The organism is Pseudomonas sp. B14-6, from assembly GCF_013260315.1.
GTDB lineage: Bacteria > Pseudomonadota > Gammaproteobacteria > Pseudomonadales > Pseudomonadaceae > Aquipseudomonas > Aquipseudomonas mandelii.
Map to the genome: position 1 here is coordinate 2,917,373 of NZ_CP053929.1, position 17,680 is coordinate 2,935,052.

At 59.0% G+C, this 17,680-nt stretch carries 17 protein-coding genes, 1 tRNA gene and 1 pseudogene; 5 read left to right on the forward strand and 14 right to left on the reverse strand.

Annotated features, from left to right (window positions below; translation table 11 throughout):
• Positions 1-3 precede the first annotated feature (3 nt).
• From gcvP to HP062_RS13330, 5 genes and pseudogenes are all read left to right on the forward strand, one after another.
• Positions 4-2,856: an aminomethyl-transferring glycine dehydrogenase gene (gcvP, locus tag HP062_RS13310; RefSeq protein ID WP_172791521.1), complete on the forward strand. Its 2,853-nt coding sequence runs from the start codon at positions 4-6 to the stop codon at positions 2,854-2,856.
• A gap of 103 nt (positions 2,857-2,959) precedes the next feature.
• The gene (locus HP062_RS13315) at positions 2,960-4,336 is read left to right on the forward strand and encodes an L-serine ammonia-lyase (RefSeq protein ID WP_010457430.1); all 1,377 of its coding nucleotides are present in this window, start codon (positions 2,960-2,962) and stop codon (positions 4,334-4,336) included.
• Between the two features lie 38 nt (positions 4,337-4,374).
• Positions 4,375-5,499, forward strand: coding sequence for a glycine cleavage system aminomethyltransferase GcvT (gene gcvT / locus HP062_RS13320; protein ID WP_083375885.1), 1,125 nt, complete (start codon positions 4,375-4,377; stop codon positions 5,497-5,499).
• A gap of 404 nt (positions 5,500-5,903) precedes the next feature.
• The gene (locus tag HP062_RS13325) at positions 5,904-6,116 is read left to right on the forward strand and encodes a cold-shock protein (RefSeq protein ID WP_003175786.1); all 213 of its coding nucleotides are present in this window, start codon (positions 5,904-5,906) and stop codon (positions 6,114-6,116) included.
• A 95-nt stretch (positions 6,117-6,211) separates the two neighbouring features.
• A pseudogene (locus tag HP062_RS13330) lies at positions 6,212-6,699 on the forward strand (RDD family protein).
• A 137-nt stretch (positions 6,700-6,836) separates the two neighbouring features.
• On the opposite strand, the gene nadA reads toward HP062_RS13330, so the two are convergent.
• The 14 genes from nadA to ruvC form a co-directional block, all read right to left on the reverse strand.
• Positions 6,837-7,895, reverse strand: coding sequence for a quinolinate synthase NadA (nadA, locus tag HP062_RS13335; RefSeq protein WP_172791522.1), 1,059 nt, complete (start codon positions 7,893-7,895; stop codon positions 6,837-6,839).
• A gap of 272 nt (positions 7,896-8,167) precedes the next feature.
• Positions 8,168-8,243, reverse strand: a tRNA-Lys gene (locus HP062_RS13340).
• A gap of 63 nt (positions 8,244-8,306) precedes the next feature.
• Positions 8,307-8,999 carry a 7-cyano-7-deazaguanine synthase QueC gene (gene queC / locus HP062_RS13345; protein WP_145309231.1) on the reverse strand — a complete coding sequence of 231 codons (693 nt, stop codon included), beginning with the start codon at positions 8,997-8,999 and terminating at the stop codon, positions 8,307-8,309.
• A gap of 1 nt (position 9,000) precedes the next feature.
• Positions 9,001-9,648, reverse strand: a complete 648-nt coding sequence (gene queE, locus HP062_RS13350) for a 7-carboxy-7-deazaguanine synthase QueE (protein ID WP_077748728.1) — start codon at positions 9,646-9,648, stop codon at positions 9,001-9,003.
• Between the two features lie 167 nt (positions 9,649-9,815).
• A complete protein-coding gene (ybgF, locus tag HP062_RS13355) occupies positions 9,816-10,655 on the reverse strand; it encodes a tol-pal system protein YbgF (protein ID WP_077748707.1) in 840 nt (279 codons plus the stop codon).
• 6 nt (positions 10,656-10,661) lie between these two features.
• A complete protein-coding gene (gene pal / locus HP062_RS13360) occupies positions 10,662-11,159 on the reverse strand; it encodes a peptidoglycan-associated lipoprotein Pal (protein ID WP_003178634.1) in 498 nt (165 codons plus the stop codon).
• Between the two features lie 52 nt (positions 11,160-11,211).
• Positions 11,212-12,480: a Tol-Pal system beta propeller repeat protein TolB gene (gene tolB / locus HP062_RS13365; RefSeq protein ID WP_187699818.1), complete on the reverse strand. Its 1,269-nt coding sequence runs from the start codon at positions 12,478-12,480 to the stop codon at positions 11,212-11,214.
• A gap of 29 nt (positions 12,481-12,509) precedes the next feature.
• Positions 12,510-13,589 (reverse strand): cell envelope integrity protein TolA, encoded by a 1,080-nt coding sequence (gene tolA, locus HP062_RS13370; protein ID WP_010457470.1) that lies wholly within the window; start codon positions 13,587-13,589, stop codon positions 12,510-12,512.
• The gene (gene tolR, locus HP062_RS13375) at positions 13,589-14,041 is read right to left on the reverse strand and encodes a protein TolR (RefSeq protein ID WP_161807482.1); all 453 of its coding nucleotides are present in this window, start codon (positions 14,039-14,041) and stop codon (positions 13,589-13,591) included. Before tolR ends, tolA begins: the two co-directional genes overlap by 1 nt.
• Positions 14,042-14,064: 23 nt before the next feature.
• Entirely contained in the window at positions 14,065-14,760 is a 696-nt protein-coding gene (tolQ, locus tag HP062_RS13380; protein ID WP_008147369.1) for a protein TolQ, read from the reverse strand.
• The gene (gene ybgC, locus HP062_RS13385) at positions 14,750-15,217 is read right to left on the reverse strand and encodes a tol-pal system-associated acyl-CoA thioesterase (RefSeq protein ID WP_010457477.1); all 468 of its coding nucleotides are present in this window, start codon (positions 15,215-15,217) and stop codon (positions 14,750-14,752) included. The genes tolQ and ybgC overlap by 11 nt, the downstream gene beginning before the upstream one ends.
• A gap of 126 nt (positions 15,218-15,343) precedes the next feature.
• Positions 15,344-16,405 carry a Holliday junction branch migration DNA helicase RuvB gene (gene ruvB / locus HP062_RS13390; RefSeq protein ID WP_008147374.1) on the reverse strand — a complete coding sequence of 354 codons (1,062 nt, stop codon included), beginning with the start codon at positions 16,403-16,405 and terminating at the stop codon, positions 15,344-15,346.
• A complete protein-coding gene (gene ruvA, locus HP062_RS13395) occupies positions 16,406-17,020 on the reverse strand; it encodes a Holliday junction branch migration protein RuvA (protein ID WP_077748709.1) in 615 nt (204 codons plus the stop codon).
• A gap of 115 nt (positions 17,021-17,135) precedes the next feature.
• Positions 17,136-17,660 (reverse strand): crossover junction endodeoxyribonuclease RuvC, encoded by a 525-nt coding sequence (ruvC, locus tag HP062_RS13400; RefSeq protein ID WP_008147379.1) that lies wholly within the window; start codon positions 17,658-17,660, stop codon positions 17,136-17,138.
• Between the last annotated feature and the right edge of the window lie 20 nt (positions 17,661-17,680).

Genomic DNA, 17,680 nt, shown 5'->3' on the forward strand with positions numbered 1-17,680 from the left:
GACATGACTCAAGTCAACCTGACGACCGCCAACGAATTCATCGCCCGCCACATCGGCCCGCGTTCCGGCGACGAGCAAGCCATGCTCAACAGCCTCGGTTTTGACTCCCTGGAAGCCCTGAGCGCCAGCGTCATCCCGGAAAGCATCAAAGGCACCAGCGTCCTCGGTCTCGAAGACGGCCTGAGCGAAGCCGATGCCCTGGCCTTGATCAAGTCCATCGCCGGCAAAAACCAGCTGTTCAAGACCTTCATCGGCCAGGGTTACTACGGCACCCACACGCCGTCGCCGATCCTGCGCAACCTGCTGGAAAACCCGGCGTGGTACACCGCGTACACCCCGTACCAGCCAGAAATCTCCCAGGGTCGTCTCGAAGCGCTGCTGAACTTCCAGACCCTGATCAGCGACCTGACCGGCCTGCCGATCGCCAACGCATCCTTGCTCGACGAAGCCACCGCCGCCGCCGAAGCGATGACCTTTTGCAAACGCCTGAGCAAGAACAAGGGCAGCCACGCCTTCTTCGCGTCCGTGCATTGCCACCCGCAAACCCTCGACGTGCTGCGCACCCGTGCCGAGCCGCTGGGTATCGACGTGGTCGTTGGTGACGAGCAGGCACTGACTGACGTGACGCCGTTCTTCGGCGCCTTGCTGCAATACCCGGCGAGCAACGGTGACGTCTTCGATTACCGCGAACTGACCGAACGCTTCCACGCCGCCAACGCGCTGGTCGCCGTCGCCGCCGACCTGTTGGCCCTGACCGTGCTGACCCCTCCGGGTGAGTTCGGCGCCGACGTGGCCATCGGCAGCGCGCAACGCTTCGGCGTGCCGCTGGGCTTCGGTGGCCCGCACGCGGCTTACTTCTCGACGAAAGATGCGTTCAAGCGCGACATGCCGGGCCGTCTGGTCGGTGTCTCCGTGGACCGTTTCGGCAAACCGGCCCTGCGCCTGGCGATGCAAACCCGCGAGCAGCACATCCGCCGCGAGAAGGCCACGTCGAACATCTGCACCGCGCAGGTTTTGTTGGCCAACATCGCCAGCATGTACGCCGTGTACCACGGCCCGAAAGGCCTGACGCAGATCGCCAACCGCATTCATCACCTGACCGCGATTCTGGCCAAGGGCTTGAGCGCACTGGGCCTGACGGTCGAGCAAGAAAGCTTCTTCGACACGTTGACCATTAAAACCGGCGCCAACACTGGCGCGTTGCACGACAAGGCTCGCGCCCAGCAGATCAACCTGCGCGTCGTGGATGCCGAGCGTCTGGGCCTGTCCCTCGACGAAACCACTTCGCAAGCCGACGTGGAAACCCTGTGGGCCCTGTTCGCCGACGCTAAGGCGCTGCCAGACTTCGCCGCCCTCGCCGCTTCCGTGGTCAGCACCCTCCCGGCCGCGCTGGTTCGCCAATCTCCGATCCTCAGCCACCCGGTGTTCAACCGTTATCACTCGGAAACCGAGCTGATGCGCTACCTGCGCAAGCTGGCCGACAAAGACCTGGCCCTGGATCGCACCATGATCCCGCTGGGTTCGTGCACCATGAAACTCAACGCCGCCAGCGAAATGATCCCGGTCACCTGGGCCGAGTTCGGTGCCCTGCACCCGTTCGCCCCGGCCGAGCAAAGCGCCGGTTACCAACAGCTGACCGACGAACTGGAAGCGATGCTCTGCGCCGCGACCGGCTACGACGCGATCTCGCTGCAACCGAACGCCGGTTCCCAGGGTGAATACGCCGGCCTGCTGGCAATTCGCGCCTATCACCAGAGCCGTGGCGAAGACCGTCGCGACATCTGCCTGATCCCCTCGTCCGCCCACGGCACCAACCCGGCCACCGCCAACATGGCCGGCATGCGCGTAGTCGTCACCGCGTGCGATGCCCGCGGCAACGTCGACATCGAAGACCTGCGCGCCAAGGCCATCGAGCACCGCGAACATCTCGCGGCATTGATGATCACTTACCCGTCGACCCACGGCGTGTTCGAAGAAGGCATCCGTGAAATCTGCGGCATCATTCATGACCACGGCGGCCAGGTGTACATCGACGGCGCCAACATGAACGCGATGGTCGGCCTCTGCGCCCCGGGCAAGTTCGGCGGCGACGTGTCCCACCTGAACCTGCACAAAACCTTCTGCATTCCCCACGGTGGTGGCGGCCCGGGCGTTGGCCCGATTGGCGTGAAATCGCACCTGACCCCGTTCCTGCCGGGTCACGGCACCATGGAGCGTAAAGAAGGCGCGGTCTGCGCGGCACCGTTCGGCAGCGCGAGCATTCTGCCAATCACCTGGATGTACATTCGGATGATGGGCGGCGCCGGCCTCAAGCGCGCTTCGCAGCTGGCGATCCTCAATGCCAACTACATTTCCCGTCGCCTCGAAGAGCACTACCCAGTGCTGTACACCGGCAGCAACGGTCTGGTGGCGCACGAATGCATCCTCGATTTGCGTCCGCTGAAAGACAGCAGCGGCATCAGCGTCGATGACGTCGCCAAGCGCCTGATCGACTTCGGTTTCCACGCTCCGACCATGTCCTTCCCGGTCGCCGGCACGCTGATGATCGAGCCGACCGAAAGCGAATCCAAGGAAGAACTGGACCGCTTCTGCGACGCCATGATCCGCATCCGCGAAGAAATCCGCGCGGTGGAAAACGGTACGCTGGACAAGGACGACAACCCGCTGAAAAACGCCCCGCACACCGCCGCGGAAATCGTTGGCGAGTGGACGCATCCGTACAGCCGTGAGCAAGCGGTATACCCGGTTGCGTCGCTGATCGAAGGCAAGTACTGGCCACCGGTCGGTCGCGTCGACAACGTGTTTGGCGATCGCAACCTGGTTTGCGCTTGCCCGTCAATCGAGCTTTATGCCTAAAGCAGCTGCAAGCTCTAAGCTTCAAGCTACAAGTTAAAAGCCTGCGGGCTCTTACTTGCAGCTTGTAGCTTGCTGCTGACAACTGCGACCCCGGAGCCCAACCATGTCGTTAAGCGTGTTCGACCTGTTCAAGATTGGCATCGGCCCTTCCAGCTCCCACACCGTCGGTCCGATGCGCGCTGCTGCGCGTTTTGCCGAAGGCTTGCGCCGTGAAGGGCTGCTGACTGCCACCGCCTGCGTCAAAGTCGAGCTCTACGGCTCGCTCGGCGCCACCGGTAAAGGCCACGGCAGCGACAAGGCCGTGTTGCTCGGCCTGGAAGGCGAACACCCGGACACCGTGAACACCGAAACCGTCGCCGCCCGTCTGCAAGATATTCGCGGCAATGGTCGCTTGAACCTGCTCGGCGAACACAGCATTGCGTTCAACGAGAAAGAACACCTGGCGATGATCCGCAAACCGTTGCCCTATCACCCCAACGGCATGATTTTTCGTGCGTTCGACGCGGCGGGCCTACAGGTCCGCAGCCGCGAGTACTACTCGGTCGGCGGCGGATTCGTGGTCGATGAAGACGCCGCTGGCGCCGACCGCATTGTCGAAGACGCCACGCCGCTGACCTTCCCGTTCAAAAGCGCCAAGGACCTGCTCAGTCATTGCGCCACGTACGGCTTGTCCATCAGCCAGTTGATGCTGACCAACGAAAGTGCCTGGCGCCCGGAAGCGGAAACCCGCGCCGGCCTCCTGAACATCTGGCAAGTGATGCAGGATTGCGTCGCTGCCGGTTGCCGCAATGAAGGAATTCTGCCCGGTGGCTTGAAGGTCAAACGTCGGGCCGCTGCGCTGCATCGGCAACTGTGCAAGAACCCGGAATCGGCGCTACGTGATCCGCTGTCGGTGCTGGACTGGGTCAACCTCTACGCTTTAGCGGTCAACGAAGAAAACGCCAACGGCGGGCGCGTCGTCACCGCGCCCACCAACGGAGCAGCGGGCATCGTCCCGGCGGTGCTGCATTACTACATGCGCTTCATTCCCGGCGCCAACGAAGACGGCGTCGTGCGCTTTCTGCTGACCGCCGCCGCCATCGGCATTCTCTATAAAGAAAACGCCTCGATCTCTGGCGCCGAAGTCGGTTGTCAGGGTGAAGTCGGCGTCGCCTGTTCCATGGCGGCCGGCGCGCTGTGCGAAGTGCTTGGCGGCACGGTGCAGCAAGTGGAAAACGCAGCGGAAATCGGCATGGAACACAACTTGGGCCTGACCTGCGACCCGATTGGCGGGCTGGTGCAAGTGCCTTGCATCGAGCGCAACGCCATGGGTTCGGTGAAAGCCATCAATGCCGTGCGCATGGCCCTGCGCGGCGACGGTCAGCACTTCGTCTCCCTCGACAAGGTCATCCGCACCATGCGCCAGACCGGCGCCGACATGAAAAGCAAATACAAGGAAACCGCCCGTGGCGGTTTGGCGGTCAACATTATCGAGTGCTGAGGCCCACGCGCATCCGCACACTTTTTCAGGAGCTGAATATGTCCACCGAACAATTGCTGAAAACCCCGCTGCATGCACTGCACATCGAACTCGGCGCGCGCATGGTGCCGTTCGCCGGCTACGACATGCCGGTGCAATACCCGTTGGGCGTGATGAAAGAACACCAGCACACCCGTGATCAGGCCGGGCTGTTCGATGTCTCGCACATGGGCCAGATCCGCCTGACCGGCGCCAATGCCGCCAAGGCCCTGGAAACCCTGGTGCCGGTGGACATCATCGACCTGCCGGTGGGCATGCAGCGCTACGCGATGTTCACCAATGAAACCGGCGGAATCCTCGACGACCTGATGGTCGCCAACCTGGGTAACGACGAACTGTTCCTGGTGGTCAACGCCGCCTGCAAGGATCAGGACCTTGCGCATCTGCAAAAGCACATTGGCGACCAGTGCACAATCGAACCGCTGTTCGAAGAACGCGCGCTGCTGGCCCTGCAAGGCCCGGCTGCCGTGACCGTGCTCGCTCGTCTGGCGCCTGAAGTCGCGAAGATGACTTTCATGCAGTTCACCCGAGTGAAACTGCTGGGTGTCGAATGCTTTGTCAGCCGTTCGGGCTACACCGGTGAAGACGGCTTCGAAATCTCCGTACCGGCCGCCAACGCTGAAGCCTTGGCGCGCGCGCTGCTGGCTGAGCCTGAAGTGGCGGCCATCGGCCTCGGCGCTCGCGACTCCCTGCGCCTGGAAGCCGGCCTGTGCCTCTACGGCCACGACATGAACACCGAGACCACTCCGATCGAGGCCAGCCTGCTGTGGGCCATCTCCAAGCCACGTCGCGCCGATGGCGCACGGGCCGGCGGCTTCCCTGGCGCAGAGACTGTGTTCGCGCAACAACAAGCCGGCGTCAACCGCAAGCGTGTGGGCCTGTTGCCTCAGGAACGCACACCGGTGCGTGAAGGCGCGGAAATCGTCAACGAAGCAGGCGACATCATCGGCGCTGTGTGCAGTGGTGGTTTCGGCCCGACTCTGGGCGGACCTTTAGCCATGGGCTACCTCGACAGCGCTTATATCGCTATCGATACACCCGTATGGGCGATTGTTCGTGGGAAAAAGGTGCCTTTGCTTGTAAGCAAAATGCCATTTGTTCCACAACGCTACTATCGCGGCTGATTGACTGTTTCTATAAGTAACGCGGTTGCGTTAACAGTGCACTAATGTGTAACGCAACCGCCATAAAACAGTGCATGTCTTTGGCTCTAAGCTTCGTTTATGAACGTTGCTTATAACGTTCGAAAACAATTGAACAACCCGATCGAATAAGCCCGCACTAGTGGACACGCTACTGCCATCAACCTGAGCAAAACCGGGCCTCTCACAGGGCTTGTTTTTTCTCACGTAGTTGGCGTAGAGTTTGTTCACTGTGTTTGCATGGGTCGCTTGGAATCGTGACCTGGGCAGTAGCCTACAAGTTAGCTACATCCCGTTCGACGTCTTCTTACTCTCCTGCAACCAGCCCCAGTACTCTTTCATGAGAAGGAGACTGTCATTAATTTTTGCGTCAAAGGAAATAAGAAATGTCCCAACGTCAGAGCGGTACCGTCAAGTGGTTTAACGACGAGAAAGGTTTTGGTTTTATCACTCCAGAAAGCGGTCCGGATCTGTTCGTGCATTTCCGCGCTATTCAGGGCAACGGCTTCAAAAGCCTGAAAGAAGGCCAGAAAGTGACTTTCGTTGCTGTGCAAGGCCAGAAAGGCATGCAGGCTGACGAAGTACAAGCAGAAGCCTAATCTTCTGTAACGAAAAAGCCCCTGATGCTGACATCAGGGGCTTTTTTGTGCGCGTAAATCCGTAAAATGGCTTTTTTTTCCGTCCAGAGGCTGTCATGTCGAAACACCTGCTCAACCCCCAGGGCGACTTTCCCGCCGCCCCCTGGGCCGTCGCCTGGCAGCGATGTTCTATGACTTCCTCTTGTGCACCGCCCTGCTGATCGTCACCAGCGGCATTTACAAGATGATCCAGATGGCGATCATCGGCGAAGACAAAATGCGCACATTGACCGAATCCGGCGCGCTGGACGGTGATCCGCTGCTATCGACGGTGTTGCTGTTTGTGTTGTTTGGGTTTTTTGCCAAGTTCTGGACCTGGTCCGGTCAGACGCTGGGTATGCAGGTGTGGTGCATTCGCGTGCAGAACGCGGATGGTTCGTCCATCAGCCTGTGGCAGGCGCTGCTGCGGTTTGTCGTGTCGATCGCATCGCTGTTGTGCGTTGGCCTTGGGTTCTTCTGGTCGCTGTTCGATAAACAGAAACGCAGCTGGCATGACATGTACTCGAACACGCAGCTCGTGCGCATTCCGAAGAAGAACAAGTAGCTGCGGGAAGCAAAAACCACTGTGGGAGCGAGCCTGCTCGCGATGGCGGTGCCTCAGTCAACATACATGTGACTGACGGACCGCCATCGCGAGCAGGCTCGCTCCCACAGTTTTTATCCCACAGTTTTTGCGAGTACTTAAGCGTTACCAGCCTGTTTCATCCGAGCAGCTTGGGTGAAGTCGAGCATCCGCTTCAACGGCCGAATCGCCTGCGGAATCAACGCCGGATCCACAAAGATCTCGTTCGTCCCCTCCTTCAAGCACTTCAGCGTGCGCTCAAGGGTGTTCATCGCCATCCACGGGCAATGTGCGCAACTGCGGCACGCTGCGCCGTTACCAGCCGTTGGGGCTTCGATGAAGACCTTGTCCGGGCACAGCTGCTGCATCTTGTAGAAGATGCCGCGATCGGTGGCGACGATCAGGGTCTTGTTCGGCAGGCTCTGTGCCGCCGCAATCAACTGACTGGTGGAACCAACGGCGTCCGCCAGCTCGATCACCGAGGTCGGCGACTCCGGGTGCACCAGAATCGCGGCGTCCGGGTACAGCGCCTTCATGTCTTCGAGCTGCTTGGACTTGAACTCTTCGTGAACGATGCAGGCACCGTCCCACAGCAGCATGTCCGCACCGGTCTGGCGCTGGATATAAGTGCCCAGATGCTTGTCCGGGCCCCAGATGATGGTTTCGCCGTTATCCATCAGGCTTTCGACGATCTCCAGCGCGCAGCTGGACGTTACCACCCAATCCGCCCGGGCTTTGACCGCCGCCGAGGTGTTGGCATACACCACCACCGTGCGTTCCGGATGCTGATCGCAGAACGCCGAAAACTCATCCACCGGGCAACCCAGGTCCAGCGAGCAGGTCGCTTCCAGGGTTGGCATGAGAATGCGTTTTTCAGGATTGAGGATTTTCGCGGTTTCGCCCATGAACTTCACACCGGCGACCAGCACAGTCTTGGCCGGGTGAGCACTGCCGAAGCGCGCCATCTCCAGTGAGTCGGAGACGCAACCACCGGTTTCTTCGGCCAGGGCCTGAATCACCGGATCGCAATAGAAGTGAGCAACCAGCACTGCGTCCTGAGCCTTGAGCTCGGCAGCGATGGCGGCACGGTAAAAAGCTTCCTCCTCAACGGTCAGCGGCTTGGGCTGCTTGGCGTCGAGGTGGGCTTGAACCAGAAGGCGTTCGGAAATTTGCGTCATGTTCGCAAGACCTGCAGGCGCTTTCGCGCGAAAGTCGAGTATACACCCGGCTCCGGACCCTTCAGGGTACCGCCGGGAGAGTGAGTATCATCAGGCACGGACATCGGTGAGGCTGCGCAAGGCTACAGAATATCCCGTGGATGCAAAAGATGATTCTGACCTGCGTCACGCGGTGCAACCCCGCGTTGAGCCGAGGTCAAATCGCGGACAAAAAAAAATCCGGAAATCCTCACTTGCGTGGGCCTTCCAGACTTTTAAAACTGCTACAAAAATGGTGGGTCGTGTGGGATTCGAACCTACGACCAATTGGTTAAAAGCCAACTGCTCTACCAACTGAGCTAACGACCCGCTGTGTGGTGGCGCGTATAATACTGATTTTTAAGGACTATTCAACACCTAATTTGAAATAAATCAAAAATAAGGTGTTGGGTCGCTCACGCCGGCCGCTGCAAAGCCTTCTGCACGCAGTCGGCAGCTGTCGCATTTGCCGCACGCACGACCATTATCGTCCGCCTGATAGCAGGAAACGGTCAGTCCATAATCGACCCCCAGCTTCACGCCTGCCTGGACGATCTGTGCCTTGCTGAGGTTCTGCAGTGGCGCCTGGATGCGGAAGCCATTGCCCTCTACACCGGCCTTTGTCGCCAGATTGGCCATGCGCTCGAAGGACTCGATGAACTCGGGACGGCAATCCGGGTAACCGGAGTAATCCACCGCGTTCACGCCGATGAAGATGTCGCGCGCGCCGAGCACTTCAGCCCAACCCAGCGCCAGAGACAGAAACACCGTGTTGCGCGCCGGCACATAAGTGACTGGAATGCCTTCTCCCAGCTCTTCAGGAATGTCGATGCTGCTGTCGGTCAGTGCCGAGCCGCCCATACCGTTCAAATTGAGGCCGATCACCTTGTGCTCGACCACGCCCAGGTCGCGGGCGACTCGTTCTGCGGCGTGCAACTCTGCTTGAGACCGCTGACCGTAATCGAAGCTCATGGTGTAGCAGCTGTAGCCTTCAGCACGGGCCATGGCCACGACCGTCGCGGAGTCGAGACCGCCGGACAGCAGGATGACCGCACGTTTTTCAGCAGTGTTCAGTTGTTCAGTCATCTCAGCGCCCCGGCTCGTCATTCCAAAGATATTTATGCAGCTGCAATTGCAGACGCACTGGCAGGTTGTCCGCCACCACCCAGTCAGCCAGGTCCCGCGCATTCAGGTCATGGTGGCTTGGCGAAAACAGCACTTCGCCCGCACGCGTGTCCAGGCCGTACTGAATCAGCTTGGACACCGCCCAGTCGTAGTCTTCCCGCGAGCAGATGACAAACTTCACCTGGTCATTGGGTGTGAGCAGTTCGATGTTCTCGTAGCGGTTGCGGTGTGCTTCTTTCGAACCCGGGGTTTTCAGGTCGACGACTCGACTGACCCGCGGATCGACCGCCGAGATGTCGAGCGCGCCGCTGGTTTCCAGCGACACTTCGTAACCGGCGTCACACAACTGCTTGAGCAATGGGATGGCATTGGGTTGCGCCAGCGGCTCGCCACCGGTGACACAGACGTAACGCGGACGGAAACCGGCCACTTGCTCGAGGATGTCGTCGAGGGGGCGAATGGTGCCGCCGGTGAACGCGTAGGCGCTGTCACAGTATTGGCAACGCAATGGGCAACCGGTCAGGCGCACAAAAACTGTGGGCAGCCCGGCAGTCCGCGTTTCACCCTGCAACGAGTAGAAAACTTCGGTGATTCTCAATGTGTCTTGCATAGTCGCCACGGGCATAACAGCTAAACAGGCTGTCCGCCTCCGTCAGGCACTTCAAGGAACCCCGCCAACGCGCAGATCCCAAAAAGCGTGTTTCAGAAAAAGGGCGTGAATTCTAACGAAAAAACCCGCGACAGGCGCGGGTTTCTTCAAAACGGGTCAAGCAGCCCTTACATTTTTTGCAGATCACGCTGGGCCAGCTGCGCAGCGGAAGTGCCCGGATACTGGGACACAACCTGTTGCAGAATGCCTTTGACCTTGTCGGTGTGACCGAGGCGGCGTTCTACATCAGCCAGCTTGTACAGCGAATCAGGCACTTTGGGGTGCTTGGGGTATAGCTGCGAAACCTTGGCAAATGCCTGACCTGCACCTTGCAGATCGCCTTTGGCCAAATTGACTTCGCCCAACCAGTATTGGGCATTGCCCGCGTACTGGCTGTTCGGGTACTTGCGCAAGAATGCGGCAAAAGCCTGACTGGCCTTGTCGAAGTCCTTGGCTTTGATCAGGTCGAAGGCTGCATCGTAATACAGTTTTTCCTTCGCCGGATCAGCCGGTTCGCTACCCGCAGCAGGTGCTTGAGCGGCGGCCGCTCCTGCACCTGCGCCAGCGGCGGCACCGGGGGCATTCAAACTGCCACCGGTGGAAGAATTATCAGGAGTCGCGGCTGGTGCAACGCCGGTTCCTATGCGCCGATCAAGATCCTGATATCGCTCCAGGCTCTCTTGCTTCATGCGCGCTACATCATTCTGCAGAACTTCGATCACACCCTGTTGGCGTGAAATCTGCTCCTGCATGGATTGCAATTGGTTGAACAGCTCGCCCTGTGCCGAGACAGGGGTCGAAACCCCTCCCCCGGCATAGGCGCCGTTCGTACCGTAACCCGCAGGCGGATTGCTACTCCCGCTATTGTTATAGCCGGAGTCGTTATCGACCACAGGAACCGCAGCCCACACCGCAAGCGGTGCGAGGCTGAGAGCCAAAACAGTTACAGCACGACGGCACGTTCGCATGACGAATTACTTACGCAGTTCGACGCGACGGTTTTGAGCCCAGGACTGCTCGTCGTTGCCGGTAGCAACTGGACGCTCTTCGCCGTAGGAAACCAGTTCCAGCTGAGCTGGGGAAACACCTTGCAGTACCAGGTAACGCTGAACGGCTTTCGCACGACGCTCGCCCAGTGCCATGTTGTACTCACGAGTACCACGTTCGTCGGTGTTGCCTTCCAGAACAACGCGAGCGCCGTTTGCTTTCAGGTCTTTGGCGTGAACGTCCAGAGCGCGCATGGCTTCTGGCTTCAGGTCCGAGCTGTCGTATTCGAAGTAGAAGGTAGTGATTGCGCGCAGAGCAGCTTCTTCGCTCAGGGAGCCATCAACGGCACCAGTGTTAGCGCCGTAACCAGCGTTTGGATCAACAGCGCCTTCACCGGCATTGTCGCCGCCTTTGGACGAGCAACCTACAGCTACAGCCATGGCCAGAGCCAGCGCAGCAAATTTACCAAACTTCAGCATTTCCATCGTGAAACTCCTAATGAACCCCAGTGTGTTAAGTAAAACGTGTAGCGCCGCGTCAGTTCAGGTAAGGGGACCAGGAAGGTTCTCTGACTTCGCCTTGTGCGGTAGGAAGCGGGAGCCTTACGCGTCCATTAATGGACACGAGCATCAAGACTCCCCGGCCCTGCTGGCGGGTGGCGTAGATTACCATGGTGCCGTTGGGCGCAACAGTAGGCGACTCGTCCAGAGTGCTATCAGTGAGGATCTTTACACTACCGCGCTGCAAATCCTGGGCCGCCACCTTGAAATTAGTGAAGCCATCCTGGCGGTGAATCATCACCAGGGTCTTTTCATCAGCCGAAAGTTTAGGGTTGGCGTTGTAGTTACCAATAAAGGTCACGCGTTCCGCACCGCCACCACCGACGCTGGTTTTGTAGATCTGTGGCTTGCCGCCACGGTCGGAGGTGAAGTAGATGGTCGAACCATCCTTGCCCCAGAACGGTTCGGTGTTGATACCGGGACCATTGGTGACGCGAGAGATCTGACGCGAGCCCAGGTTCATCACGTAGATGTCCGGGTTACCGTCTTTCGACAGTACGAATGCCAGGCGATTGCCATCCGGCGACCAGGCAGGCGCGCCATTGAGGCCTTCGAAGTTGGTGATCTGCTCACGGCGACCGGTGTCGATGTTCTGCATGAAGATACGCGGACGCTTCTGCTCGAACGAAACGTAAGCGATGCGCTTGCCGTCCGGTGCGAAACGCGGCGACAGGATCGGCTCGCGCGATTGCAGCAGAGTCACGGCGCGGGCACCGTCATAGTCCGAGCGTTGCAGCGTGTAGCGCGTGTTCTTCTCGGAGAAACGTTCGGCCGTCACGTACAGCAGGCGTGTCGAGAACGCACCTTTGATACCGGTGAGTTTTTCGAACGACTGATCGGCGATGTAGTGCGCCATGTCACGCAGTTGATCGACACTGCCCGACACGCTGCCGGTCAGCACTTGCTGTTCGGTGGCGACGTTGAACAGAGCGTATTGAACCTGCAGGCGACCGCCCGCTGGAACGATGCTGCCGACCATAATGTACTGAGCGTTGATCGCCTTCCAGTCACGGAAAATGATTTCGCTGGCCTGGCTCGGCTGGCTGATCATGTTCTGCTTTGGAATCGGCGCGTAGTAACCCGAGTTGCGCAGGTCGTTGCCGATGATTTCGGCCATGTCATCCGGCAGCACGGTGCCGCCCTGGAAACCGAATGGCACTACGGCAATTGGAGTTGCCTGGGAGCTACCACTGCTGACCAGGATATTTTTTTCATCTGCGGTGGCCAGTCCTGCAAAGCAGAACATGACGACAAGCAGTCCTCGAAGAAGGTTTCTCACAAGGCTAGATCCTCAGGTGTGAATGTCATCTTGAATGAACGATAGGGTGCGAAATCAGCTGGCTTCAGACCCTGCATTTCGGTCAATCGACCAATATTTTTTACCGCCGCTACCGCTGAACTGTCGAACGGTACATCACCGCTGGACTTGGCAACCGATACGCCGGAGATTGTTCCATCAGGCAGCATGTTGATTTGCAGAATCACTTTCATGCCCTTGCGGGCCGACGGTGGCTGCGCCCAACCTTCGGAAGCACGCGAGCGAATCAAATCGTCGAAGTTACCCGCGACTTCATCACCCGTTTCATCCGCCAAGGCCTGCTGACGCTCCGTCGTGTCGGAAAGCAGATCGGCCAGGGCCTGAGCTTTTTTCTCATCGACGGATTTACGCGCCGCTTCCTGCGATTTTTTCTTCGCAGCATCGGCAGCAGCTTTCTTCTTCGCGTCTTCGGCGACTTTCTTCTTCGCCTCTTCAGCTTCGGATTTCTTCTTGGCGTCTTCCGCGGCTTTCTTCTTCGCGTCTTCGACAATCTTTTTCTTGGCTTCTTCAGCGGCCGCTTTCTTGGCCTCTTCTTCAGCCGCTTTCTTGGCTTCTTCTTCAGATTTCTTCTTGGCTATATCAGCCAATTGTTTCTCTTCGGCCTTTTTGGCTTCGGCGGTCTTCTTCGCTTCATCGGCTTTCTTGGCTTCATCAGCCTTTTTTGCCTCTTCCGCTTTCTTGGTCTCGTCGGCCTTCTTGGATTCTTCGGCTTTTTGAGCCGCATCTTCCTTCTTTTGTTCCGCGGCCTTGATCGCTTCCTGTTCGATCTTTTTCTGTTCCATCTGTTCGACTTCGGTCTGACGCGCGGCGGATTTCTTCGCCTCACCCGCAATCTTCTGATTGGTCTGGGTGGTCGCCTGACTTTTCGATTTCAGTTGGTACAAGGTCGCCTGGACAATCGGCTTGGCCGGCGGCAACTCCGGTGTGAAGGCGAAACTGACGAACAGCATGCCGAACACCAGCACGTGCAAGACAATCGCCAGGACACTAGGCCAGAAGTAGCTTTCCGAGGCGGACGGCTCTCGCATTTGCTGCATCAGGGTGCCTCGGTAATCAAGCCAACATTACCGACCCCGGCTTTCTGCAACCCGCCCATGGCGCCCATCACGGAACCGTAATCGACGGTCTTGTCACCGCGGATGAACACCTGGGTGCGCTTGCCGCCTTCAGTACCGGCGCGAATGATCTTGGTCACCGCGTCAGTCATCTGCGGCAAGGTCATGGCCTTGTCCTGTTGCTTTTCAGTGTCGACTTCGCTGCCAAGGTTCCAGTAGTAGGTCTTGTCAGCCTTGATCGAAATGGTCAGGACCTGGGTGTTGTTGTCCTGCGGCAAGGCTTCGCTGGAAACCTTGGGCAGATCAACTTTCACGCCCTGATTGAGCATCGGAGCGGTCACCATGAAGATGACCAGCAGCACCAGCATCACGTCGATGTAAGGCACCACGTTCATCTCGGCAACCGGCTTGCGCTTTTTGCGAGCTCGAGCGATTAAAGCCATTGGAAATTACCTGCTTATTCTTCGCTGGTGTGCACTTTGCGGTGCAGGATCGCCTGGAATTCATCGGCGAAGGTGTAGTAACGGCCCAGCAGGGTTTCACTGCGAGCAGCGAAACGGTTGTAAGCGATAACGGCCGGGATGGCTGCGAACAGGCCGATCGCGGTAGCAATCAGTGCTTCGGCGATACCCGGAGCCACGGTGGCCAGGGTCGCTTGCTGGGCAGTGGCCAGGCCACGGAAGGAGTTCATGATCCCCCAGACCGTACCGAACAGACCGATGTACGGGCTGACGGAACCGACGGTAGCGAGGAACGGCAGGCTCTGTTCGAGCTTTTCTTCTTCGCGGGAAATGGCGACGCGCATAGCACGGGCCACGCCTTCCATGACCGCTTCCGGGTCAACGCCTGGCTGCTGACGCAGACGGGAGAATTCCTTGAAACCGGCACGGAAGATCTGCTCGACGCCCGAATCCGGGTCCGGGTTGCTACCGGCCTGACGGTAGAGTTTGGACAGGTCGATGCCGGACCAGAAGCGCTCTTCAAAGCTCTCCAGGGCACGTCGACCGGCGCGCAGCAGGTTGCTGCGCTGAAAGATCATGATCCATGAGGTCACCGATGCGGCTACCAGGATCAGCATTACCAGTTGCACCACGATACTGGCATTGCTGACCAGGCTCCACATGGAGGAATGGTCGACGACGTTAGCTTCCACGCTTTATCTCCTGCTTTGAGTGTGTACCCGCGCCGCTCACGTCGGCAAAGGCCGCACGTAGAGCTTCGGGAATGGCCCGGGGTTTTAAACTTTCAGTGCGCACACAGGCCACCAGAAACTGCCCTTCGCAGAGCAGCGCATTATCCGTGGCTCGCCTGACCTGCTGTTTGAAGCGCAGGCTGACACGGTTCAATTCGATTACTTCAGCGCTTACCAGAAGTTCGTCGTCCAGTCGCGCCGGCGCGTGATAACGCGCTTCGCTGGAATGCACGACAAACAACAGGTCCTCTCCTGCCAGCTGGGACTGGGCAAAGCCCAGATCCCGGAGCCGCTCGGTTCGAGCCCGTTCCATAAACTTGAGGTAATTGACGTAATACACGATGCCGCCCGCATCGGTGTCCTCGTAATAAACGCGACAACGAAGTGCGAAAGGCTCAAGCCCGTTTTGCGCGCGCATACTCTAGTGCTTACTCCTCAGGTTGCCAATCCGGCCAGGCAACTGTTTTTCATTGATTCGCGGCTTTCTGGCAAAAGCACGGTCCTAGGACCGCGCAAATCCCGAATAAATCGGCCCGAAAGGTGATTAATCGTCTACCGCATCGAGGAACTCGTCTACAACGGGCATCTCGCCCAATCGTGACGGAATGTTTAAACCGAAGTGCAGATACGCGTGCCGAGTGACCACTCGCCCCCGCGGCGTGCGCATGATGTAGCCCTGCTGGATCAAATATGGCTCCAGCACGTCTTCAATGGTGTGACGCTCTTCGCTGATCGCCGCGGCCAGACTGTCCACACCCACCGGCCCACCGTCGAACTTCTCGATCATGGTCAACAGCAGGCGCCGGTCCTGGTGATCGAAGCCACGCTCGTCGACGTCCAGCAGGTTCAAGGCCAGGTCGGCGATCGGTTTGGTGATGTGCCCCTTGGCACGCACTTCGGCGAAATCCCGAACCCTGCGCAACAAACGGTTGGCGATCCGCGGCGTGCCACGGGCACGACGGGCGATCTCAAAGGCGCCCTCCGGGTCCAGCGGCAAGCCGAGGATGTTCGCCGAACGACTGACAATCGTCGCCAGGTCGGCGGTGTTGTAGAACTCCAGGCGCTGGACGATGCCAAAGCGGTCGCGTAACGGGTTGGTCAGCATGCCGGCCCGCGTCGTCGCCCCCACCAGGGTGAACGGCGGCAGATCCAGTTTGATCGAGCGCGCAGCCGGCCCTTCACCAATCATGATGTCGAGCTGGAAATCTTCCATGGCCGGGTACAGCACTTCCTCGACGATCGGTGAGAGCCGATGGATTTCATCGATAAACAGCACGTCGTGGGGTTCAAGGTTGGTCAACAGCGCCGCCAGATCACCCGGGCGCTCAAGCACCGGGCCCGAAGTGCTCTTGATCGACACGCCCATTTCCTGGGCGATGATATTGGCCAGGGTGGTTTTACCCAGACCCGGCGGGCCGAAAATCAGCGTGTGGTCCAGGGATTCGTTACGCCCGCGTGCGGCCTGGATGAACAACTCCATTTGCTCGCGAACGGTCGGCTGGCCAATGTACTCGGCCAGGCTGACGGGGCGAATCGCCCGGTCCTGGACTTCCTCGCGGTCGCGAGGGCCGGGCGTGGCGGCAATCAGACGATCAGCTTCAATCACTTAGATCATTCCCTTCAGGGCACGACGAATCATGTCTTCACTGCTCAAACCTTTCTCCTTGATCGCGGAAATCGCCTTGCTGGCTTCCTGCGGCTTGTAGCCCAGGGATATCAGCGCGCTGACCGCGTCATTTTCGGCGGTGGCAACCGGCGCCACATCAGGCCCGCCCGGCTGGTTCGGCACCAGGGCGAACATCGCCGGCACGGTTTCCCAAGCCTTGAAGCGGTCCTTGAGTTCCACCAGTAAACGCTCGGCCGTCTTTTTGCCCACGCCCGGCACCTTGGTCAGCGCCGAGGTGTCCTGGGATTGCACGCAACGGACCAGCTCATCCACTTCCAGGCTCGACATCAATGCCAGGGCCAATTTCGGCCCCACACCATTGAGACGGATCAACTCGCGAAAAAAGTCTCGCTCACGCTTGCCGAAGAAGCCATAGAGTAACTGCGCGTCTTCACGTACGACCAAATGGGTGTGCAAGGTCAGTGGTTCACCGACCGACGGCAAGCGATAGAGCGTGGTCATGGGCACTTCCAGCTCATACCCCAGACCGTTTACATCCAGAATCAGGTGCGGCGGCTGTTTCTCAGCCAGTGTGCCGCGCAAGCGTCCAATCACGTTTCAGATCCTTGAGCGTTGGCCAGATCAATGACTGGCGGCTGACAGAACAAGGGGTTTGCGCCGACAACACAGGCGCAAAACCCTCATTCGCTAAAAATGATTGCTGATGCTATCAGAGACGCAGGCGCCCGCCACGACTGCGTGCCGTTCCCAGGCCATGGGGCAACAGGCTGGAACGGGTATGCGCGTGGCAAATGGCAATGGCCAGGGCATCCGAAGCATCGATTTGCGGCTTGCTGGTCAATTTCAGCATGTGCATGACCATCATCTGCACTTGCTCTTTATTGGCGGCACCGGTGCCGGTCACTGCTTGTTTGACCTGGGTTGCGGTGTACTCAGCGATTTCCAGGCTTTCTTCGGCACCCGCCACGATCGCGGCGCCCCGGGCCTGACCAAGCTTGAGGGCAGAGTCGGCATTGCGCGCCATAAAGACTTTTTCGATGCCCATGGTCACCGGGCCGTAGGTCTGGATGACTTCACGCACACCGCGATAGACGATTTGCAGACGCTCATGCAGTTCGCCGGACCCGGTGCGAATGCAGCCCGACGCCACATACACGCAACCACGCCCGGTATCGCGTACCACGCCATAACCGGTGATGCGCGAACCGGGGTCGATACCAAGAATTAAAGTCATAACGCCTGCAGCTCAAAAAT